Raw genomic sequence first — 17,931 nt, forward strand, 5'->3', positions numbered from 1 at the left:
CGGAGGATTCCCATGGCCGATACGATGCAGTTCGATCTGGTCAGCCCCGAGCGCAGCGTCGCGTCCTACCCGGCGCGCGCCGTCCGTATTCCGGGCGCCGAGGGCGATCTGACCGCGATGCCGGGCCACGCCCCGCTCATCACCACGCTGCGTCCGGGCGTGCTCAGGGTCGAAGCGGATAACGGCACCGAAGAGTTCATCGTGACGGGCGGCTTTGCCCAGATCGACAGCGACGGCGTTTCGGTCCTGGCCGAAGAAAGCTTGCCGAGCTCGGAGATGACGCAGGAAGTGCTCGACCGCATGATCGAAGAGGCCGCCGCCAAGCGTGCCAAGGCGCAGGACGAGTTCCAGAACCAGCCGGGTCCGGTGGACGACGCAGCCAAGCTGCTGTCGGACATGATGGCGATGGGCACCCATATCGGGCTGTCGTCCAAGCAGTCCAACCTGTGAGCTTGCGACGCGCCCGCATCAGGCGCGTCGCGCCACGGCCGTGATGCGGCTCAACGGGCCTTTCGGATTGCTCCAGGGCTCGGAAATGCTGTTTTCCCACTACGCGAATGGTGGCGAGATGTGGGTGGGCGAGGGCCCGCGCGCCATCCGCCACCCCGTCACCTTCACGACGCCGTTCCGCACCCCGCCGGCGGTCCATGTCGGTCTGTCGCTCTGGGACATGGGGGCGGGCAGCAATATCCGTGTCGATATCGAACCCGAGGATATAACGGGCGACGGGTTCACCATCGTCTTCAAGACGTGGGCCGATAGCCGGATCGCGCGGATGCGGGCGGCGTGGATGGCCATCGGCGAATTGCCGGACCCCGACCTCTGGGATCTGGACTGACCGCAAAATCTCCTTGTTTCCGCCCGATCCCCGCCGGATCGCGGCGCAACTCATGGGTGCAACCGGTAATCGAGGTTTCCCCATGGCCTTCATCTCGAACTTCGGCGTCGGCGCGTCAGAACGGGTCGTCAGCTTTGGCTGGATCACGAGCCGCCTGCGCGCCGCGCGCCGGCCGAGCCTGCCCTCGGTTCTCGGGGGAGCCGCGGCGATCTGCCTGCTGGTCTGGATGGTGGGCCAATATGCAGCGGTGCAGGATCGGGCCGTCGCGCGGCTCGCCATCGTCGCACCGCCCGCTCCGGTCGCCATCGACACCTTCGATCCCGGATCGAATCTCGGCTATGGCGATGCCGCCCGCGTGGTCGCCCGGCCGGATCGCGATGCCATCGTGCCGCTTGCCCCGGCATTCGCGGTCGTGCCCCTGTTCGGGGCCGACGGTGTCGCCGGGGCGATGCTCGTGCCGCAGGACACGGACCCCGAAACGATCCCGGCGACCGGGCCGGTGGTTTTCGAGGGGACGCTGGTGCGGGACCAAGGCTTGCGCGACGCGGTCAGACTGGCTTTGGCCGGGCAGGATCTCGCCCTCGGGCAGGGCCCGGTCCTGAGCATCGTGCCCCGCTCGCCCGACCTTGCTGCACCCGAGGATGGCCGCCATGCGCCCTGGCTCTGGACGGGGATCATCCTCGCGGCGCTTGCCGTGTTCTCGGCGCATCTCCGCGATAGCGGTTTGATAGGTGCCTTGCGCGTGCGGTTCAAAAGGCCACCTGAACTCCCGGAAGGTTGAGCGCCCGCACGAGGTCGCGCAGCTCTTGCCGGGCGGCCACGTTCGACATGTTCAGCCCCGATACGCCGATATCCTTGAGATCGAGCAGGGTCAGCCCCCGCGGGAAAAGTTCGCGAAAGATGACGCGCTCGGAAAAGCCGGGCGCGACGCGGAACCCGATCCGCCGCGACAGATTGTCGAGCGCGTCGCTCATCCGTTTCTTGTTGCGCATCTGCTGGGCGCCCAGACGGTTGCGCACCACGATCCAGTCGATGGCCTTGAGACCGGCGCGGGCGCGTAGCTGGCGGGCGTTCCAGACCATTTCCGAATAGACCGACGGCCCGAGGATGCGGCCCGTCTTGCCATCCACCCGCGCCAGCAGGTCGAAATCGACAAAGGAATCGTTGAGCGGCGTGACCAACGTATCGGCAAGCGAATGGGCGACCTGGCTCAGCCGGGTATGCGAGCCGGGGCAGTCGATCAGGATGAAATCGGCCGACTCGTCCAGCCCCTCGACCGCGGCCGAAAGGCGGCGATCATTGACGTTCTCGCCCTCGGCCAGCGTTTCGGGGTCGATCTCGGGCAGGGGGCGGAACTCGGGGCTCGGCAGATCCAGTTTGGCGCTGGCGCAATAGGCCGCGCGGTTCTCGAGATAGCGGCCAAAGCTCTGCTGACGCAGGTCGAGGTCGATCGCGCCCACGGTAAAGCCCGACCGCGCCAGCGCCGTGGCGAGATGCATCGAGGTCGTCGATTTCCCCGACCCGCCCTTTTCGTTTCCGACCACGATGATATGCGCCATGCCGTCCCGCTGCCCCGCTCTTTTGGCGCCCTGTATAGGAAGGCCCGGTGGTCAAGGAAAGGCGCAGGGATACCGCAAGATGGCGTGCCCAAACGAAAAACGCCGCCCCGAAGGGCGGCGTCGATCCGTCACGAGGTCGGTCGGCTCAAAAGCCGAGGCCCTCGTATTTCTTCTTGAACTTCGAGACGCGGCCGCCGGTATCCATGAGCCGGGTCGAGCCGCCGGTCCATGCGGGGTGAACCGAAGGGTCGATATCGAGCGACATCTGGTCGCCTTCCTTGCCCCAGGTGCTGCGCATCTTGACGACGTCGCCGTTGACCAGCTTCACGTCGATGGAGTGATATTCGGGGTGAATGTCTTTCTTCATCTCGGTGTTCCTTACTTGTCGGCGGCGGATTTGGGGGCGCGGTAATTGGTCTGCTCGACGATCCGGGCCGATTTGCCGCGGCGGGCGCGCAGGTAATACAGCTTGGAGCGGCGCACGCGGCCGCGCCGCACGACCGTGATCGATTCGATATTGGTCGAATGCAGCGGGAAGATCCGCTCGACCCCCTCGCCAAAGCTGATCTTGCGCACGGTAAAGCTGCCGGCGATGCCGACGCCGTTCTTGCGGCTGATGCAGACGCCCTCGTAATTCTGGACGCGGCTGCGGGTGCCTTCGGTGACCTTGTAGCCGACGCGGATCGTGTCGCCGGCCTTGAAATCGGGAATCTGGTGGCCGAGCTGTTCGACTTGCTCGGCTTCGAGTTGGGCGATCAGGTTCATCTGTCGCGCTCCTGTTCTGCTCGCGGTTCGTTCCGCGAAGGTGATGCCGCCTCAGAGCTCTCGGTCTTCGTCCGGGTCCATGCCGCGCGCCGCGCAATATGCCCGCCAGAGATCAGGTCGTCGTTCCTTTGTCAGCCGTTCGGCCTGCTGCCGGCGCCAGTCCGTAATTCGGCCATGATGGCCCGACAGAAGAATGTCGGGAATCTCGAGGCCGGACCAGCGCGCGGGTCGCGTGTACTGGGGATGCTCAAGCAGATGGTCCGAAAAGGATTCCTCTTCGGTGCTGGCCTGATTCCCAAGCACGCGGGGTATAAGGCGCACCGTGGCATCTATCAAGGCCTGCGCGGCGATCTCGCCGCCGGTCAGGACGAAATCCCCCAGCGAAACCTCCTCGATCGCGTGGCGGTCGAGAACGCGCTGGTCGACCCCCTCGAACCGACCGCAGAGCAGGGTAAGCCCACGCGCCCGCGACCAGCGACGGGCCATGTCCTGCGCAAAGGGCCGTCCGCGCGGGGACAGGTAGATCACGGGCCAATCCTCGCGGGCGGCCGGCGTGCCCTCGGCCGCCGCGGTCAGTGCCCGGTCGACCACATCGGCGCGCAACACCATCCCCGCGCCGCCGCCCGCCGGTGTGTCGTCCACGTTCAGGTGCCGCCCCACGCCAAAGCCGCGCAGGTCAATCGTCCTCAGCCGCCAGAGGCCCTGGGCCAGCGCCTTTCCGGTCAGTGACAGCCCGAGCGTGCCGGGGAACGCCTCGGGGAAAAGGGTGACGATCCGGGCCTCCCACGCGTCGATGGCCGCCGGGGGGGCGGCCATCTCGGTCCGGGGGTCCGCGGTCGGATCGCGGTCGCCGAACGGATTGTCGGTGGTCTCGGTCATGGCGCATCGGGTGGCGCCGACGCGCCCGCCTGTCAAGCCGGAGCCGCGTCAGGCAAGGCTGATGAGCCCGAGTACGAGCAGCACGAAGACGATCAGCGCGATGATGATGAGGATCTTGGCCGCCGAGAGCGCCACGCCCGAGATGCGGCCGAAGCCAAGCACCGCGGCGATGGCCGCCACGCCCAGAAGGATGAGGATGAGTTGCAGCATGGTCGGCTCCGTTCCTGTGTCAGGCGCCAATCAGGCGCGTCGCATGGGAAACGGTGTGCAGGCCGGGGGGGTTCCGTCAGCCCCGGTCGGGAAGCAGCCCCTCGGGCGGATCCGCCACGATGCGCCCCGCCGCCAGGTCGACGGTCGGCACGATGGCGCGGGTAAAGGGCAAAAGCGCGGTTTCGGACGTGCCGGGCAGGCGCAGTTCCAGCAGGTCCGCGCCGGGGTTCTCGAGCACGGCTTTCACTTTTCCGATCTCGACACCGCCTGAATCAAAGACCGGGAGCCCGATAAGATCAGAAAAGTAATATTCGTCGTCCTCGAGCGCCGGCAGGCGGTCGCGCGGCGCGAACAGCCGCGTGCCTCTCAGGGCGTCGGCCTCTTCCTTGGTGGCGATGCCCGTCATGCGCGCGGCATAGCCGTCCTTGACGGGGCGGGTGAGCGTCACGTCGAACCTGCGCCGGCCGTCTTCGGTCTCGAGGGGCCCGTAATCGGCGATGGCCGACGGCTCGGCGCAATAGCTTTTCAGCCGGACCTCGCCGCGTACCCCGAACGAGCCCGCGATCATGCCGACGCAGGCGCGGGTCACGAGGGATCGCCCGGTGCGGCGCCGCGATGGGGTTGCGCGATGGAATGGCCCATGGACAGACCTCCCGACAGGAAAAGGCCCGCGCCGTGTACGGCGCGGGCCAAAGCGGTCATTCCTCGGCCGTGGCCTCGGCGGGGGCGGCCGCCGCCTCGGCCTTGGCGGCACGCTCGGCCGCGCGCTCGGTCGCCTTCTTGCCGGGCTCGGCCTTCTTGAGGTTGGCGCGTTCCTTTTTGGGCAGCACTTCGGCGGCCTCGAGGAAACGGCTCACCCGGTCGGTCGGCTGGGCGCCCTGGGCCAGCCAATGCTTGATGCGGTCGATATCCATGATGACGCGACGCTCGTCATCCTTGGCCAGAAGCGGGTTGTAGGTGCCCAGCTTTTCGAGAAAGCGGCCATCGCGCGCATAGCGGCTGTCGGCGGCGACGATGGAATAATGCGGACGCTTCTTCGAGCCGCCGCGGGCGAGACGGATTTTCATGGCCATTTTATTGATCTCCTGAGATTTTCTTGTGATGTCGAATGACCTCATCGATGATGAAGGCCAGGAACTTCTTGGCGAAGGCGGGGTCGAGATCGGCGCGCCGTGCCAGATCCTCGAGCCGGGCGATCTGTTCGGCCTCGCGGGCCGGATCGCTGGGCGGCAGGTCGTGATCGGATTTCAGGCGCCCGACCTCTTGCGTGTGCTTGAACCGTTCGCCCAGCGTGTAGACGAGGATCGCGTCGAGCCGGTCGATGCTGGCGCGGTGGGATTTCAGCAATTCCGCGGCGCGGGCGGCATGGTCGGTCATGCGGCCCTCCGGTGTCGATAGACCACGGTTTCACGCGCATCCTCGCCCGGCGGGCGGGCGGCGGCGTCGTCGCGCCGGGCGCCAAGCCGTTCGGCCAGGGCGATCGACCGGGCGTTCTGCGGATGGATATAGCTCACCGCCGTTTCCCAGCCGAGCGTTCCGAACGCATGATCGCGCGCGGCGGCGGCCGCCTCGCCCGCGATGCCGCGCCCTTCGGCCTCGGGCCAGATGAGCCAGCCAAGCTCGCGCTCGGGCCAGCCCGAGGGATACCACGGACCGACCATGCCGAGGCAGGTCGACGGGGCGGCGCGCTCGGTCACGGCGAACATGCCGAACCCGCGCAATTCCCAATGCCCCAGCTCGACCCCGAAGGCCCGCCACGCGGCATGCGGGTCGAGCACCCCGCCGGCAAAGCGGGACCGGTCCGAGGTCATGAAGGCCATGAACCCGTCCAGATCGCCCGCCTCGGGGCGACGCAGGATCAGCCGTTCCGTCTCGATGACGGGGGAGGGGCCGCGGTCGGGTGTCATTTCTTCTTTCCAAAGCCGCTGAGACCCGGCGGCAGCGCCGATCCGCCGCCGAACGGGTTGCCGCCCATGCCGCCGAGACCGGGCATCTTGCCCATCTGGGCCTGCGCCTCGCGCATCTGTTCCTCGGTGGGGCCGTCCTTGCCGAACATCCCCGACATCGCGCGCTTGAGCATCCCGCCCTTGCCGAGCTTCTTCATCATGTCGCCCATCTGGCGTTGCATCTTGAGAAGCTTGTTCAACTCGGACACCTCGAGCCCGGCCCCCGCCGCGATCCGCTTCTTGCGGCTGGCCTGGAGAAGCTGCGGATTGGCGCGTTCGGTCTTGGTCATCGAGTTGATGAGCGCGATCTGGCGGCGCAGGATCGAATCGTCCATGCCGGCATCGGCCATCTGCTTGGCCGCCTTGCCCATGCCCGGCATCATGGACATCATCGATTCCATGCCGCCCATCTCCATCATCTGTTCGAGTTGGCTCTTGAGGTCGTTCATGTTGAACTGACCTTTCTGGAACCGCTTCATCATCCGTTCGGCCTGCTCGGCCTCGAGCGTCTGCTGGGCCTTTTCGACCAGCGCGACGATGTCGCCCATGCCGAGGATGCGGCCCGCGATCCGCTCGGGCTCGAAGGTTTCGAGCGCGTCCATCTTTTCGCCGAGGCCGACGAACTTGATCGGCTTCCCCGTGACCTCGCGCATCGACAGCGCGGCGCCGCCGCGGCCGTCGCCATCCATCCGGGTCAGCACGACGCCGGTCACGCCGATCTTGTCATCGAACTCGGTCGCGACGTTCACCGCGTCCTGCCCGGTCAGCCCGTCCACCACCAGCAGCGTCTCGCGCGGATTGGCGACGTCGCGCACCTCGGCGGCCTGGGCGATGAGTTCGGCGTCGATATGCAGCCGCCCGGCGGTGTCGAGCATGTACACGTCATAGCCCCCGAGGCTCGCCTGCGTCTTGGCGCGGCGGGCGATCTGCACGGGGGTCTCGCCGGGAACGATGGGCAGGGTATCGACGCCGATCTGCCGACCGAGGATCTGAAGCTGTTCCATCGCGGCGGGGCGGTTCGTGTCGAGCGAGGCCATCAGCACGCGTTTCTTGTCGCGTTCGGTCAGGCGGCGCGCGAGCTTGGCGGTGGTCGTCGTCTTGCCCGATCCCTGCAGGCCGACCATGAGGATCGGCGCGGGGACCTGGTCGATCCGCAGCTTGCCCGGTTCGGGATCGTCGCCGGCGAGCGTGCGGATCAGTTCGTCATGGACGATCTTGACGACCTGCTGGCCGGGCGTCACCGATTTCGTCACCGCGGCGCCGGTCGCCTTGTCCTGCACCCGCTTGACGAAGTTGCGGGCGACGGGCAGCGACACGTCGGCCTCGAGAAGCGCGACGCGGACCTCGCGCAGGGCCGTGCGAACGTCATCCTCGGACAGGGCGCCCTGCTTGGTCAGGCGGTCGAAGACTCCGCCAAGGCGCTCGGAGAGGTTTTCGAACATGATCGGCCCTCCCGCAGGGATGACAACGGATGACGCCCCCGTGGGCGAAACTCGCTGACGGGGGGCGATCCCGGCCCATGCCGGGACCGGAAGCCTGCGGACTCCCGGAACGGGGTCGAGTTATGGCCGGAGCGGCCCCGTGTCAAGACCGCCCCGGCAGCGGCTCAGGCGGCCTGCGCCGCGGGCCCGCGAATGGACGAAAGGGCCGTTTCGGGTCGGCATCCATCTCGGCCTTCGTGACGAAGGTCACGTCGTCGATGCCGATGAAGCCCAGGACATGACGCAGATACGGCGTGGCGAAGTCGATCGGCGAGCCGACCGCGGTGCCGCCGGAGGCGAACGCGACGATGACACGCTTGCCCGACAACAGCCCCTCCGGCCCAGTAGAGGTATAGCGGAACGTCTCGCCGGGGCGGGCCACGAGGTCGATCCATGCCTTGAGCGCGACGGGCAGCATGAAATTATATACCGGCAGGCCGATGACGAGGGTATCGGACGCGCGGATCTCGGCGATCAGCTCGTCGGACAGTTGCAGCCGTGCCGCCTGTTCGGGGGTGCGCTCGGCCGCGGGGACGAGCCGCGCGTCGACCCAATCCGCATCGACGAAGGGCAGGGACGCGGTCAGGTCGCGCGTCACGACATGGGCGGGCGCCAGGTGCTCGACGATACGGTCGGTCAGGGCGCGGCTGGTCGAGGTGGCAAGGGGCGCCGAGGAATCGACGCGCAGGACGGTGTCGGTCATAAGGTGCTCCGGTAAAAAATTCATGCCCGGAACATGACATTGTGCGGCGCGGTGAAAAATAGCCGTGCCGGCACGATGCCTGTGCATTTGCGCGCAGATCTACCGGTCGGCGCGCTTGCGGTTGGCGCTGTGCCCGATCATCAGCGCGGTGGTGGCGACCAGCAGCGCGGCAAGGTGCCAGACCGGAGGGCCGACAAAGGCGAGCTTGGCGACAAAGCCGACCGCCATCGCCGCGATCAGGAAAAAGCCCGCGACCCCGGCGGCCGGGGTCCAAAGGGCAAGCGCCCCCAGAACCTCGACCGTGCCGGTGACGAAACGCGGCCATTGGCCAAAGCCCAGATCGTTATAAAGCGCGATGGCCGGCTCGGCGCCCAGCAGCTTTTGCAGCCCGAAGAACAGGAAGAACCCCGTCAGGACGACGCGCAGCGCGATAAAGACGGCGGGCATCTAGTGATCGTTGCGGGCGGTGCGGGTCACGGCGGCGAAATTCATGTCGCGCTGCCTGTCGAGATCCTCGGATAGCCCGCTCAGCCGTTCGTTCAGCGCGTCGAGCTCGTCGTCGATCTGCTGCCCCATGGCATCGTCGTCCTCGTCGGCCCGCCCCCCCCGCAGGCGATCCGTGACGCGGTCGCGGAGGTCGGCGGCGCGGTCGGGGGCAAAGATCGCGGTCAGCGCGATGGGCACGATCGTCATGATGCCGACGCCCGCGAGGATGCGCGTCGCGGTCGAGGTGTCGCCCGCGCGGGCATAGGCCGTCTCGGCGCGGGAATAGGCCCCGTGCCCCGCCGCCTCGATCCGATGGGCTAGCGCATCGAGCCGCGCCGTGATGCGGTCGAGATTGGTATCGGGCTCGTCATGCAGCAGGTCGCGCAGCCGGTCGCCCCAGCGCGCGGGCAGGGACCGCGAGCGTTCGGGCGCATAGGCGATGGCGGCCGCGGCGGCGGCGGGAACCAGAACGGCGGCGGCGGCGATCGCGGCATTGCGGGCAAAGGGTGTCATGGGCCTCTCCATCGGGGCATGTTACATCGTCTCGGAGAGCCAATGATCGGGGTGACAACCGGTTCCTGCCCGATGACGCGTTCCGGCGTTTCCGGGCGATTCGCCGCCCCGTGGCAGACCAATGACGGAGGAGATGCATGGGGCCCGGCACTTGGGACGAGATCAGGACGGCCTATCACGTCGCGCGGCGCGGCACGGTCAGCGGGGCCGCGCAGCACCTTGGCGTGCATCATGCAACCGTGATCCGGCATATCGACGCGCTCGAGGCGCGGCTGGGCGTCAAGCTGTTCCAGCGCCATGCGCGGGGATATACGGCGACCGAGGCGGGGCAGGACCTGTTCCGCGTGGCCAAGGCGACCGACGACCAGTTCGCCCAGCTTTCGGCAAGGCTGCGTGACGGCGGGCTGGGCCTGTCGGGCGAACTTGTCGTGACGACCCTCGATTTCCTGTCGCCATGGCTCGTCCCGGCGCTGGTCGCGTTCCGCGCGGCGCATCCGCAGATCGTGCTGCGGGTGATTTCCGACGCGCGGGTGTTCCGGCTGGAATACGGCGAGGCGCATCTCGCGATTCGCGCGGGCGCCGCGCCGAACGAGCCCGACAATGTCGTTCAGAGCTTCGGCGCCGTCAGTTTCGCGCTCTATGCCGCGCGGTCTTATGTCGAGGCGCATGGGATGCCCGCATCGGAAACGGATCTGGACGGACATCTCTTCGTCGGGCCGGACGATGCCGAGGCCCGCGCACCATTTCACCGCTGGCTGACCCAGACCCAGCCGCGCGAGGCGGTCGTGCTGCGGTCCAACAGCGAAAGGCTGATGCGCGCCGCCATACTGCAAGGCAGCGGGCTCGGCTTTCTCGCGACCGATGACGGTGCGGCGCAGCCCGACCTGGTCGAGATCCTGCCGCCGCGCCCCGAATGGCGCGTTCCGATCTGGCTCGTCACCCATGTGGACCTGCACCGGACCTCGAAAGTGCAGGCGATTCTCGCGCATCTCAAAGCCTTTCCGGCGGGGCCGGGCGGTCCGGGAATGCCCGGCGGAGACGCATGAACGCCGTCGAGGTCATTGATATCGGGACAAAATCCTGACGCAGTCGACCAATGCAGTCGACCAATGTTGTTTTCGTGCATCATCTGGACAGTAGGGCATTGCACGGCCCGCGCGGGATGCGTAAGCCACTCTTGTCTTTTCCCAGAGGGGGTTTCCCATGAAAACGATCGCTTTTGCCGCTTCGGCTGCTCTCGTCACCGCCCAGGCCGCCATGGCCGGCTCCTACGCGCCCGCCGTTGACTGCTCGGTCACGCCGAACGCGCCCGAATGTGCCGTCGTGACCGCCGCCCCGGTCCAGACCGGTTCGCTCGGCCTCGGCACCGCCGGCGCCATCGCGGGTGGCCTGCTGGCCGCCGGCGTGCTGGCCGCCGTCCTGTCGAACGACGACGACGACGACGACAGCACGACCGAGTGATTGCGGCAGGAGCGCAACGCTCCGCGATTGTTCGGAGGAAAGGCGCCTACGGGGCGCCTTTTCTTTTTGCACGCCCATCACATCTGGGTTATTCGACTCGGTGTAACCTTATCCACTTGGTGAGACATATGAAAATCATGCAAACCCTCGCAGTGGCCGCTTCGGCCGCTCTCGTCACCGCCCAGGCCGCCATGGCCGGCTCCTTCGCCCCGGCCGTCGATTGCTCGGTCACGCCCAACGCGCCCGAGTGCGCCGTTGTGACCGCTGCCCCGATGGAAGTCGCGCCCATGGGCCTCGGCACCGCCGGCTACATCGCGGGTGGCCTGCTGGCCGCCGGTGTCCTCGCCGCCGTTCTGTCGAACGACGACGACGACGACGACAGCACCACGCCCGGTTCGCAGTAATAGCGACGGTTTTCCGGCACGCGATGGAAAGGGCGCCTTCGGGCGCCCTTTCTGCGTTGGGGGCGGTCAGTCGACCGGTGGCGACAGGCGCTCGGCGGCGAGGAACCGTTCGTAATCGTCGAGGTGGATCGGCTCGAACTGGCCGAATCCCTGGATCCAGACCGTCGCCTTTGCCATCGCGTCCGGTTCGAGCTTGCACCACACGACCCGTCCGCGTCGTTCTTGCACGACCAGCCCGGCTCGCGTCAGCACCCCGAGATGTTTCGAGATCGCGGCCAGTGACATGGCGAAGGGCGCCGCCACATCCGTCACCGCCATGTCGTCCTCGAGCAGCATGGCGAGGATCGCCCGCCGCGTCGGATCGGCCAGCGCCGAAAAGATGATATCGAGATCGCGCGACATGGCCCGACCTAGAAGCGGGCGGGGCGCCACGTCAATGCGGCATCGCGCCGGTCGTTCAACCGCCGGGTTGAGTGAGCCGGTGCCGAGCGACTACCCGGTCGAGGGGCAACTCCGGCACAAAACATAATAAACCCAATATGATAGATCGGATTGACGCCCCCGAAAGCTCGACATAAGGTCCGCCCGACCGATCGGGGGGTCTACTGACATGGTGGACGACGCGACACGCGCACGCATGGCGGCGCTGGAAAAGCGGCTGGCCGAGAAACGCCGCGAGGCGCAACCGGCCCCGAAGACGGGACAGGGCTATTCGGGGGCGGAGATCGCCTATCGCATGGTCATCGAGCTTGTGGTCGGTCTGCTGATCGGCTTTGGCATCGGATACGGTCTGGACACCCTTTTCGGGACCATGCCGATTTTCCTGGTGCTGTTCATATTTCTGGGGTTCGCCGCGGGCATCAAGGTGATGATGCGCACGGCGAAAGAGGTCAGGCTGGGGGACGCCCCGCCAACGGACGAGAGGGACTGAGGGCATGGCAGCAGATCAGGCGGCAACGCTCGTCGAGGCCGGCGCGGATCACGGCGGCAGCGGGCTGAACATTCACCCCATGGATCAGTTCGTGATCCAGCCGCTGTTCTCCGATGGCCCGGTCGGCATGTTCACCGTGACCAACGCGACGCTGTGGATGGCGCTTGCGGTCCTGTGCACCGTGCTGCTGCTCGTGGTCGGATCGCGCGGCCGCGCGGTCGTGCCGGGGCGCGCGCAATCGGTGGCCGAGCTGTCCTATGGCTTCATCTACAAGATGGTCGAGGACGTGTCCGGCAAGGAGGGGGTCAAGTATTTCCCCTATATCATGACGCTGTTCATGTTCATCGTGCTGGCCAACATGCTGGCGCTCCTGCCCATGTCATTCGCGCCCACGTCGCATATTGCGGTGACGGCGGTGCTGGCGCTGTTCGTCTTTCTCGGCGTCACGATCCTCGGTTTCGTCAAGCATGGCGTCGGTTTCCTCGGCCTGTTCTGGGTCAGCTCGGCGCCGCTGGTGCTGCGTCCGATCCTCGCCATCATCGAGTTGATCTCGTATTTCGTCCGCCCAGTCAGCCACTCCATCCGACTTGCCGGCAACATCATGGCCGGTCACGCGGTGCTCAAGGTGTTCGCAGGCTTTGCCGGCGCGCTCGGGATCTTTGCCTTCGTTCCGGTGCTGGCGATCACGGCGATCTATGCGCTCGAGCTGCTCGTGGCCTTCATTCAGGCCTACGTCTTTACCATCCTCACCTGCGTGTACCTAAAGGACGCGCTGCATCCCTCGCACTGACGCCGGGCCAAAGCCCCCGTCGCGACAACTTCCAGTAAAGGAGAGACGATCATGGAAGGCGATATTGCAAACATGGGTCAATTCATCGGCGCCGGCCTCGCCGCCATCGGTTCGGGCGCCGCCGCCATCGGTGTGGGCCACGTCGCGGGCAACTTCCTGTCGGGTGCGCTGCGCAACCCGTCGGCCGCCGCTGGCCAGACCGCCACGCTCTTCATCGGCATCGCCTTCGCCGAAGCGCTGGGGATCTTCTCGTTCCTCGTCGCGCTTCTGCTGATGTTCGCCGTCTGATACGACCTGACGTCTCTGCCACCGGGCGGGCCCTTTCGGCCCGTCCGGTCCGTTGACCGGACATCAGGAGGGGGCCGATGGCTACCGATACCACTCAATCCGTTCTGGGCGAGGGCGAAGCGACCGCCAGCGGTATGCCCCAGCTCGACTTTTCGACATTCCCCAACCAGATCTTCTGGCTGCTGCTGGCGCTGGTCTCGATCTATTTCGTCCTGACCCGCCTCGCGCTGCCGCGCATCAGCGGTGTCCTGGCGGAACGGCAGGGAACCATCACCAACGATATCGCCGCCGCCGAAGAGCTCAAGCTCAAGGCCGGAGAGGCCGAGAAAAGCTATGACAAGGCGCTGGCCGATGCCCGCGCCGAGGCGAACCGCATCGCCGAAGAGAACCGCGCCGAGATGCAGGGCGAACTCGACGCCGCCATGAAACGCGCCGATGCCGAGATTTCCGCGCAGCAGCAGGAAAGCGAGGCGCGCATCGCCGAGATCCGCGACAGCGCCATGGCGAACGTGGAACAGGTGGCCAAGGAAACCGCGCGTGCGCTGGTCGAGGCGCTTGGCGGCAATCCCGAGGCGGCGAATATCGACGCCAAGGTCGAAACCCGTGTGAAAGGGCAGGCATCATGATCCGTCATCTCGCGATCCTCGCCGTCCTTCCGATGCCGGCATTCGCGGCCTCCGGCCCGTTCTTCTCGCTGAACAACACCGATTTCGTGGTCAGCCTCGGCTTCCTGATTTTTCTGGGGGTCCTGCTGTACTACAAGGTTCCGCGCACGGTCTTTTCGATGCTCGACAACCGCGCCGAGTCGATCCGCAAGGATCTGGCGGAGGCGCGCGAGCTGCGCGAAGAGGCCCAGACGCTGCTGGCCTCCTACGAGCGCAAGCAGAAGGATGTCCAGAACCAGGCCGACCGCATCGTCGCATCGGCTCGGGACGAGGCACGGGCCAATGCCGACAAGGCCAAGGCCGATCTCCAGACCTCGGTCGACCGCCGCCTTGCCGCCGCACGCGACCAGATCCAGTCGGCCGAGGATCAGGCCGTGCGGGACGTGCGCAACCGCGCGGTGCGTGTCGCGGTCGAGGCCGCGCGCGAGGCGCTGCGCGAGCAGTCCGATGCCGAACGCCAGAACCGCCTGATCGACCAGGCGATCGAGACGGTGGGCGCCAAGCTGCACTAGGCGGCGTTCCGGCGTGACCGATCGAAAGGCCCGCGGCGACGCGGGCCTTTCTTCGTTCCGGCCATCGCGATTGCCCCGCGGCACGAAAAAGGCCCGCATCCTGGGGATGCGGGCCTCGATCTCTGGGCTGGCCGGCCTGTCAGCGGTTGTTCGGCGTAATGACGATCTGCACGCGCCGGTTCTGCGCCCGGCCCTCGGGGGTGAGATTCGAGGCGATGGGCTGCCGCTCGCCAAAGCCGACGGCGTTGACGCGCCGCTGCTGCACGCCGTTCTGGACGAGGATATTGGCGACCGAGGCTGCGCGCTGTTGCGACAGGTTCTCGTTATAGGCGGCCGAGCCGGTGTTGTCGGTATGGCCCTGCACCGTGACCGAGCTCGACGGATACTTGATGAGGTTGCGCGCCAGCGTCATCAGGTCCGATTGCAGCGTCGGCGCGACCGTCGCGCTATCGACGCGGAACAGGATATCCTGCGGCATCCGCACGATAAGCTGGTTGCCGGTGTTGATGACCTCGATCCGGCCATCGGCAAAGCCCGATCTCAGGTCGCGCGCCTGCGCGTCGAGAAAGGCGCCGCCCGCGGCACCCGCGCCGCCCACCAGCGCCGCGCCGATGGCGGCGTTGCGCAGACGCTCGCCCTGGTTGTCGGCACCGCGCGAGGCGCCGAGCCCGGCGCCCAGCACCGCACCGGCCAGTGCGCCGGTCTGGGTGCGCGAGAACTCGCCCGTGTTCTGGTTGACGCAGGCACCGAGCGCGAGGAGCGCGGCGCTGCCGAGGAGAAGCGGAATCTTCAGAAGGGTCATGATAGCCTCAAGACGATAAGGGATGCACATCCTGAGGTGAGTCTTAGGCCCCGCGACAGAAAAACCCAACGCGAATCGCGCGCTCGGCGGGGCTTTGCCAAGGGTCAGCCGGTCCCGAAGCCGGTCGAGGCCGCCTCATGCGCAAGGATGGCGCGCTTGACCGGCAGGCCCCAGTGATAGCCGCCGAGCCCGCCGGTCGCGCGGATGGCGCGGTGGCAGGGGATCAGCAGCGATACGGGATTGCGCCCGACCGCCGTGCCGACGGCCCGCACCGCGCGGGGTGCGCCGATCGCACCGGCGATCTCGCCATAGGTGGTGACATGGCCGGTGGGAATCCGCAGCAGAGCCTCCCACACCTTGATCTGAAAGGGCGCGCCGATGAGGTGCAGCCGCGTCTCGGCCGGCCGCCCGTCGAGCGTCGCGGCAAAGCCTTCGATATGGGGGGCGAGCGCGGCGGCATCCTCGACAAAGCGTGCATTCGGCCAACGGCCGCAGAGATCCCGCATGGCCGCCTCGGGGCCGGTTTCCGCGGTAAAGGCAAGCCCGCACAGCCCCCGGTCGGTCGCCATGGCGATCATCGGGCCAAAGGGGCCGTCGGCGCTTGCGTGGCGGATCGTCAGCCCCGCGCCCTTGCGCGCATAGTCGCCGGGGCTCATCGCCTCCCAGCGCAGGAACAGGTCGTGCAGACGCCCCGTCCCCGAAAGCCCCGTCTCGTCCGCGGTGGCCAGCGTCGTGAACCGCGCGTCGAGCAGCGCCTTGGCATGGCCCAGCGTCAGGTATTGCTGGAACCGCTTGGGACTGATCCCCGCCCAGCGCGAAAAGACGCGCTGGAAATGGGCGGGGCTGAGGTTCATCTCGTCGGCGATCTGGTCGAGGCTGAGATCGCGCCCCGCGTCGAGACGCTCGATGGCGCGGCGCATGAGGGGCCAGTAATAGCCCTGTTCGAGCGGGGGGGCGGGATGAGCAACCATGACACCGAGCCTATCCGCCCGCTGCATCGGCCGCGACCCGGAACCTGCGCCAACGGCTTGCCTCGGCGCATCCGGCGGGGCAAGAGGGCGGCGATGCCGAAACCCTTGCCATATGCCACGCAGGTCGAGATCTTTACCCGCTTTCGCGAGGCCGAGCCCGAGCCCGTGGGCGAGCTTCATCACCTCAACGCCTATACGCTGGTCGTGGCCGTGGCCCTGTCGGCGCAGGCCACCGATGCGGGGGTGAACCGCGCGACCGGCCCGCTTTTCGCCGTGGCCGACACGCCCGAAAAGATGCTGGCCCTGGGCGAGGCGGGGCTGATCGAGCATATCAAGTCCATCGGGCTCTACCGCAACAAGGCCCGCAACGTCATCGCGCTGAGCCGCATCCTCCACGAGGAATATGGCGGCGAGGTGCCGGCCTCGCGCGCGGCACTCGAGGCGCTGCCGGGCGTCGGTCGCAAGACCGCCAATGTCGTGCTGAACATGTGGTTCCGCCATCCCGCGCAGGCGGTCGACACCCATATCTTTCGCGTCGGCAACCGCACCCGGATCGCCCCCGGCAAGGATGTCGTCGCCGTCGAGCGCGCCATCGAGGACAACGTGCCCGCGCCCTTCCAGCTTCACGCGCATCACTGGCTGATCCTGCACGGGCGCTATGTGTGCGTCGCGCGCAAGCCGAAATGCGGCGCCTGCCTGATCGCCGACCTTTGCCCCTACCCGGAGAAGACACTGCCATGAGCTATGACGTCATCGGAATCGGAAACGCCATGGTGGATGTGATCGGCCATGCCGACGATGCGTTCCTCGACCGCATGAAGATCGAAAAGGGCATCATGCAACTGGTCGAACGCGACCGCGCCGAAGAGCTCTACGCCGCGATGACCGACCGCACCGAGACGCCGGGCGGATCGGTGGCCAATACCATCGCGGGGCTGGGACGGCTGGGGATGGCCTCGGCCTTTCTGGGCAAGGTGGCCGACGACGCGCTGGGGCGTGCCTATGCCGCCGGGATGGAGGAGTTCGGGATCGGCTTTCCCAACCGCCCCGTTCCGGGGGGCGAGACGCCGACCTCGCGCTGCATGATATTCGTCTCGCCCGACGGCGAACGCTCGATGAATACCTATCTCGGCGCGGGGGCCGATTTCTCGCGCGAGGGCGTTCCGCCCGAGGCGTTCCGCAACGGCCGCATCCTGTTTCTCGAGGGCTACCTGTTCGACAAGCCAGAGGGAAAGGGCGCCTTTCTCGAGGCGGCCCGGCTGATGCACGAGGCGGGCGGCGAGGCCGGCATCACCCTATCGGACCCGTTCTGCTGCGAACGCCACCGCGACGATTTCCAGGGGCTTCTGACCGGCGAGATGGATTTCGTCATCGGCAACGAGGCCGAGTGGACGACGCTTTACGATTGCGACCTCGACACGGCGCTGGATCGTGCGGCGGCGGCCTGCCGCACCGTGGTCTGCACCCGCTCGGACGATCCGGTTCTCATCCTGCGCGACGGCACCCGGACCGAGATCCCCGTGACGCGCGTCACCCCCGTCGATGCTACCGGGGCGGGCGACCAGTTCGCGGCCGGGTTCATCTATGGCTATGCCTCGGGGCGCGACATGGAGACTTGCGGGCGCATGGGTGTGCTCGCCGGGGCCGAGGTGATCGGCCATATCGGCCCGCGCCCCGAACGTGACATGGCCGCGCTGTTCCGGGCCGAAGGGCTGCTCTGACAGGGG

General features: G+C 67.2%; 29 protein-coding genes. 13 read left to right on the forward strand and 16 right to left on the reverse strand.

Going from position 1 to position 17,931, the window contains the following annotated elements; translation table 11 throughout:
- Positions 1-12: 12 nt before the first annotated feature.
- From E2L08_RS04195 to E2L08_RS04205, 3 genes are all read left to right on the forward strand, one after another.
- Positions 13-450 carry a F0F1 ATP synthase subunit epsilon gene (locus E2L08_RS04195; RefSeq protein ID WP_133395810.1) on the forward strand — a complete coding sequence of 146 codons (438 nt, stop codon included), beginning with the start codon at positions 13-15 and terminating at the stop codon, positions 448-450.
- A gap of 85 nt (positions 451-535) precedes the next feature.
- The gene (locus E2L08_RS04200; protein ID WP_240758110.1) at positions 536-838 is read left to right on the forward strand and encodes an H-type lectin domain-containing protein; all 303 of its coding nucleotides are present in this window, start codon (positions 536-538) and stop codon (positions 836-838) included.
- 82 nt (positions 839-920) lie between these two features.
- Complete coding sequence (locus tag E2L08_RS04205; RefSeq protein WP_133395811.1) at positions 921-1,619, forward strand: hypothetical protein; 699 nt, start codon at positions 921-923, stop codon at positions 1,617-1,619.
- On the opposite strand, the gene E2L08_RS04210 is transcribed toward E2L08_RS04205, so the two are convergent.
- The 13 genes from E2L08_RS04210 to E2L08_RS04270 form a co-directional block, all read right to left on the reverse strand.
- Positions 1,588-2,397: a division plane positioning ATPase MipZ gene (locus tag E2L08_RS04210; RefSeq protein ID WP_133395812.1), complete on the reverse strand. Its 810-nt coding sequence runs from the start codon at positions 2,395-2,397 to the stop codon at positions 1,588-1,590. The two genes, E2L08_RS04205 and E2L08_RS04210, sit on opposite strands and share 32 nt — an antisense overlap.
- 145 nt (positions 2,398-2,542) lie before the next feature.
- On the reverse strand, positions 2,543-2,764 hold the full coding sequence (gene rpmE, locus E2L08_RS04215) for a 50S ribosomal protein L31 (RefSeq protein ID WP_133395813.1): 222 nt from the start codon (positions 2,762-2,764) through the stop codon (positions 2,543-2,545).
- 11 nt (positions 2,765-2,775) lie between these two features.
- Positions 2,776-3,162, reverse strand: coding sequence for a 50S ribosomal protein L19 (gene rplS, locus E2L08_RS04220; RefSeq protein ID WP_133395814.1), 387 nt, complete (start codon positions 3,160-3,162; stop codon positions 2,776-2,778).
- Positions 3,163-3,213: 51 nt separating this feature from the next.
- Entirely contained in the window at positions 3,214-4,041 is an 828-nt protein-coding gene (gene trmD / locus E2L08_RS04225) for a tRNA (guanosine(37)-N1)-methyltransferase TrmD (protein WP_133395815.1), read from the reverse strand.
- 48 nt (positions 4,042-4,089) lie between these two features.
- Positions 4,090-4,251 (reverse strand): DUF1328 family protein, encoded by a 162-nt coding sequence (locus tag E2L08_RS04230; protein WP_133395816.1) that lies wholly within the window; start codon positions 4,249-4,251, stop codon positions 4,090-4,092.
- Positions 4,252-4,327: 76 nt separating this feature from the next.
- The gene (gene rimM, locus E2L08_RS04235) at positions 4,328-4,819 is read right to left on the reverse strand and encodes a ribosome maturation factor RimM (protein ID WP_133395947.1); all 492 of its coding nucleotides are present in this window, start codon (positions 4,817-4,819) and stop codon (positions 4,328-4,330) included.
- Between the two features lie 130 nt (positions 4,820-4,949).
- Positions 4,950-5,324 (reverse strand): 30S ribosomal protein S16, encoded by a 375-nt coding sequence (rpsP, locus tag E2L08_RS04240; protein WP_206076963.1) that lies wholly within the window; start codon positions 5,322-5,324, stop codon positions 4,950-4,952.
- A 1-nt stretch (position 5,325) separates the two neighbouring features.
- Positions 5,326-5,628: a chorismate mutase gene (locus tag E2L08_RS04245; protein WP_133395817.1), complete on the reverse strand. Its 303-nt coding sequence runs from the start codon at positions 5,626-5,628 to the stop codon at positions 5,326-5,328.
- Positions 5,625-6,158 carry a GNAT family N-acetyltransferase gene (locus E2L08_RS04250; RefSeq protein ID WP_133395818.1) on the reverse strand — a complete coding sequence of 178 codons (534 nt, stop codon included), beginning with the start codon at positions 6,156-6,158 and terminating at the stop codon, positions 5,625-5,627. The genes E2L08_RS04245 and E2L08_RS04250 overlap by 4 nt, the downstream gene beginning before the upstream one ends.
- A complete protein-coding gene (gene ffh, locus E2L08_RS04255) occupies positions 6,155-7,639 on the reverse strand; it encodes a signal recognition particle protein (RefSeq protein WP_133395819.1) in 1,485 nt (494 codons plus the stop codon). The genes E2L08_RS04250 and ffh overlap by 4 nt, the downstream gene beginning before the upstream one ends.
- A gap of 142 nt (positions 7,640-7,781) precedes the next feature.
- Complete coding sequence (locus E2L08_RS04260) at positions 7,782-8,381, reverse strand: FMN-dependent NADH-azoreductase (protein WP_133395820.1); 600 nt, start codon at positions 8,379-8,381, stop codon at positions 7,782-7,784.
- Between the two features lie 99 nt (positions 8,382-8,480).
- Entirely contained in the window at positions 8,481-8,828 is a 348-nt protein-coding gene (locus E2L08_RS04265) for a DoxX family protein (RefSeq protein WP_133395821.1), read from the reverse strand.
- On the reverse strand, positions 8,829-9,380 hold the full coding sequence (locus E2L08_RS04270) for a hypothetical protein (protein WP_133395822.1): 552 nt from the start codon (positions 9,378-9,380) through the stop codon (positions 8,829-8,831).
- A 137-nt stretch (positions 9,381-9,517) separates the two neighbouring features.
- Here E2L08_RS04270 and E2L08_RS04275 point away from each other — a divergent pair, with 137 nt between their 5' ends.
- The 3 genes from E2L08_RS04275 to E2L08_RS04285 all read left to right on the forward strand — a co-directional run bounded on the left by E2L08_RS04275 (position 9,518) and on the right by E2L08_RS04285 (position 11,245).
- The gene (locus E2L08_RS04275; protein ID WP_133395823.1) at positions 9,518-10,426 is read left to right on the forward strand and encodes a LysR family transcriptional regulator; all 909 of its coding nucleotides are present in this window, start codon (positions 9,518-9,520) and stop codon (positions 10,424-10,426) included.
- A 157-nt stretch (positions 10,427-10,583) separates the two neighbouring features.
- Positions 10,584-10,841, forward strand: a complete 258-nt coding sequence (locus E2L08_RS04280; protein ID WP_133395824.1) for a hypothetical protein — start codon at positions 10,584-10,586, stop codon at positions 10,839-10,841.
- 128 nt (positions 10,842-10,969) lie between these two features.
- Positions 10,970-11,245 carry a hypothetical protein gene (locus tag E2L08_RS04285; RefSeq protein ID WP_133395825.1) on the forward strand — a complete coding sequence of 92 codons (276 nt, stop codon included), beginning with the start codon at positions 10,970-10,972 and terminating at the stop codon, positions 11,243-11,245.
- 66 nt (positions 11,246-11,311) lie between these two features.
- Here the strand turns inward: E2L08_RS04285 and E2L08_RS04290 are convergent, their stop codons facing one another.
- Complete coding sequence (locus E2L08_RS04290) at positions 11,312-11,647, reverse strand: ArsR/SmtB family transcription factor (RefSeq protein ID WP_133395826.1); 336 nt, start codon at positions 11,645-11,647, stop codon at positions 11,312-11,314.
- Between the two features lie 208 nt (positions 11,648-11,855).
- Between E2L08_RS04290 and E2L08_RS04295 the strand changes: the two genes are divergently transcribed.
- The 5 genes from E2L08_RS04295 (at position 11,856) to E2L08_RS04315 (ending at position 14,431) form a co-directional block, all read left to right on the forward strand.
- On the forward strand, positions 11,856-12,176 hold the full coding sequence (locus E2L08_RS04295; protein WP_133395827.1) for an AtpZ/AtpI family protein: 321 nt from the start codon (positions 11,856-11,858) through the stop codon (positions 12,174-12,176).
- A 4-nt stretch (positions 12,177-12,180) separates the two neighbouring features.
- Positions 12,181-12,966: a F0F1 ATP synthase subunit A gene (locus E2L08_RS04300; protein WP_133395828.1), complete on the forward strand. Its 786-nt coding sequence runs from the start codon at positions 12,181-12,183 to the stop codon at positions 12,964-12,966.
- Between the two features lie 51 nt (positions 12,967-13,017).
- Entirely contained in the window at positions 13,018-13,254 is a 237-nt protein-coding gene (locus E2L08_RS04305) for a F0F1 ATP synthase subunit C (RefSeq protein WP_133395829.1), read from the forward strand.
- 77 nt (positions 13,255-13,331) lie between these two features.
- Positions 13,332-13,880, forward strand: a complete 549-nt coding sequence (locus E2L08_RS04310; RefSeq protein ID WP_133395830.1) for a F0F1 ATP synthase subunit B' — start codon at positions 13,332-13,334, stop codon at positions 13,878-13,880.
- Positions 13,877-14,431: a F0F1 ATP synthase subunit B gene (locus tag E2L08_RS04315; RefSeq protein WP_133395831.1), complete on the forward strand. Its 555-nt coding sequence runs from the start codon at positions 13,877-13,879 to the stop codon at positions 14,429-14,431. Before E2L08_RS04310 ends, E2L08_RS04315 begins: the two co-directional genes overlap by 4 nt.
- A gap of 139 nt (positions 14,432-14,570) precedes the next feature.
- On the opposite strand, the gene E2L08_RS04320 is transcribed toward E2L08_RS04315, so the two are convergent.
- Positions 14,571-15,233, reverse strand: a complete 663-nt coding sequence (locus tag E2L08_RS04320; RefSeq protein ID WP_133395832.1) for a YiaD family glycine zipper/OmpA-like lipoprotein — start codon at positions 15,231-15,233, stop codon at positions 14,571-14,573.
- A gap of 104 nt (positions 15,234-15,337) precedes the next feature.
- Complete coding sequence (locus E2L08_RS04325; RefSeq protein ID WP_133395833.1) at positions 15,338-16,204, reverse strand: methylated-DNA--[protein]-cysteine S-methyltransferase; 867 nt, start codon at positions 16,202-16,204, stop codon at positions 15,338-15,340.
- Between the two features lie 93 nt (positions 16,205-16,297).
- On the opposite strand from E2L08_RS04325, the gene nth reads away from it, so the two are divergent.
- Both nth and E2L08_RS04335 read left to right on the forward strand, forming a co-directional pair.
- Positions 16,298-16,945 (forward strand): endonuclease III, encoded by a 648-nt coding sequence (nth, locus tag E2L08_RS04330; protein ID WP_133395834.1) that lies wholly within the window; start codon positions 16,298-16,300, stop codon positions 16,943-16,945.
- Positions 16,942-17,925, forward strand: coding sequence for an adenosine kinase (locus E2L08_RS04335; protein WP_133395835.1), 984 nt, complete (start codon positions 16,942-16,944; stop codon positions 17,923-17,925). The genes nth and E2L08_RS04335 overlap by 4 nt, the downstream gene beginning before the upstream one ends.
- Positions 17,926-17,931: the final 6 nt, after the last annotated feature.

Origin of the sequence: Palleronia sediminis, from assembly GCF_004358695.1 — a bacterium.
GTDB classification, from domain to species: Bacteria; Pseudomonadota; Alphaproteobacteria; order Rhodobacterales; family Rhodobacteraceae; genus Palleronia; species Palleronia sediminis.

Excerpts from the sequence above, each read along its gene's own strand:
- E2L08_RS04195 (WP_133395810.1), top strand. The coding sequence starts at position 13 with ATGGCCGATACGATGCAGTTCGATCTGGTCAGCCCCGAGCGCAGCGTC.
- E2L08_RS04200 (WP_240758110.1), top strand. The coding sequence starts at position 536 with ATGCTGTTTTCCCACTACGCGAATGGTGGCGAGATGTGGGTGGGCGAG.
- E2L08_RS04205 (WP_133395811.1), top strand. The coding sequence starts at position 921 with ATGGCCTTCATCTCGAACTTCGGCGTCGGCGCGTCAGAACGGGTCGTC.
- E2L08_RS04210 (WP_133395812.1), bottom strand. The coding sequence starts at position 2,397 with ATGGCGCATATCATCGTGGTCGGAAACGAAAAGGGCGGGTCGGGGAAA.
- rpmE (WP_133395813.1), bottom strand. The coding sequence starts at position 2,764 with ATGAAGAAAGACATTCACCCCGAATATCACTCCATCGACGTGAAGCTG.
- rplS (WP_133395814.1), bottom strand. The coding sequence starts at position 3,162 with ATGAACCTGATCGCCCAACTCGAAGCCGAGCAAGTCGAACAGCTCGGC.
- trmD (WP_133395815.1), bottom strand. The coding sequence starts at position 4,041 with ATGACCGAGACCACCGACAATCCGTTCGGCGACCGCGATCCGACCGCG.
- E2L08_RS04230 (WP_133395816.1), bottom strand. The coding sequence starts at position 4,251 with ATGCTGCAACTCATCCTCATCCTTCTGGGCGTGGCGGCCATCGCCGCG.
- rimM (WP_133395947.1), bottom strand. The coding sequence starts at position 4,819 with ATGATCGCGGGCTCGTTCGGGGTACGCGGCGAGGTCCGGCTGAAAAGC.
- rpsP (WP_206076963.1), bottom strand. The coding sequence starts at position 5,324 with ATGGCCATGAAAATCCGTCTCGCCCGCGGCGGCTCGAAGAAGCGTCCG.
- E2L08_RS04245 (WP_133395817.1), bottom strand. The coding sequence starts at position 5,628 with ATGACCGACCATGCCGCCCGCGCCGCGGAATTGCTGAAATCCCACCGC.
- E2L08_RS04250 (WP_133395818.1), bottom strand. The coding sequence starts at position 6,158 with ATGACACCCGACCGCGGCCCCTCCCCCGTCATCGAGACGGAACGGCTG.
- ffh (WP_133395819.1), bottom strand. The coding sequence starts at position 7,639 with ATGTTCGAAAACCTCTCCGAGCGCCTTGGCGGAGTCTTCGACCGCCTG.
- E2L08_RS04260 (WP_133395820.1), bottom strand. The coding sequence starts at position 8,381 with ATGACCGACACCGTCCTGCGCGTCGATTCCTCGGCGCCCCTTGCCACC.
- E2L08_RS04265 (WP_133395821.1), bottom strand. The coding sequence starts at position 8,828 with ATGCCCGCCGTCTTTATCGCGCTGCGCGTCGTCCTGACGGGGTTCTTC.
- E2L08_RS04270 (WP_133395822.1), bottom strand. The coding sequence starts at position 9,380 with ATGACACCCTTTGCCCGCAATGCCGCGATCGCCGCCGCCGCCGTTCTG.
- E2L08_RS04275 (WP_133395823.1), top strand. The coding sequence starts at position 9,518 with ATGGGGCCCGGCACTTGGGACGAGATCAGGACGGCCTATCACGTCGCG.
- E2L08_RS04280 (WP_133395824.1), top strand. The coding sequence starts at position 10,584 with ATGAAAACGATCGCTTTTGCCGCTTCGGCTGCTCTCGTCACCGCCCAG.
- E2L08_RS04285 (WP_133395825.1), top strand. The coding sequence starts at position 10,970 with ATGAAAATCATGCAAACCCTCGCAGTGGCCGCTTCGGCCGCTCTCGTC.
- E2L08_RS04290 (WP_133395826.1), bottom strand. The coding sequence starts at position 11,647 with ATGTCGCGCGATCTCGATATCATCTTTTCGGCGCTGGCCGATCCGACG.
- E2L08_RS04295 (WP_133395827.1), top strand. The coding sequence starts at position 11,856 with ATGGTGGACGACGCGACACGCGCACGCATGGCGGCGCTGGAAAAGCGG.
- E2L08_RS04300 (WP_133395828.1), top strand. The coding sequence starts at position 12,181 with ATGGCAGCAGATCAGGCGGCAACGCTCGTCGAGGCCGGCGCGGATCAC.
- E2L08_RS04305 (WP_133395829.1), top strand. The coding sequence starts at position 13,018 with ATGGAAGGCGATATTGCAAACATGGGTCAATTCATCGGCGCCGGCCTC.
- E2L08_RS04310 (WP_133395830.1), top strand. The coding sequence starts at position 13,332 with ATGGCTACCGATACCACTCAATCCGTTCTGGGCGAGGGCGAAGCGACC.
- E2L08_RS04315 (WP_133395831.1), top strand. The coding sequence starts at position 13,877 with ATGATCCGTCATCTCGCGATCCTCGCCGTCCTTCCGATGCCGGCATTC.
- E2L08_RS04320 (WP_133395832.1), bottom strand. The coding sequence starts at position 15,233 with ATGACCCTTCTGAAGATTCCGCTTCTCCTCGGCAGCGCCGCGCTCCTC.
- E2L08_RS04325 (WP_133395833.1), bottom strand. The coding sequence starts at position 16,204 with ATGGTTGCTCATCCCGCCCCCCCGCTCGAACAGGGCTATTACTGGCCC.
- nth (WP_133395834.1), top strand. The coding sequence starts at position 16,298 with ATGCCGAAACCCTTGCCATATGCCACGCAGGTCGAGATCTTTACCCGC.
- E2L08_RS04335 (WP_133395835.1), top strand. The coding sequence starts at position 16,942 with ATGAGCTATGACGTCATCGGAATCGGAAACGCCATGGTGGATGTGATC.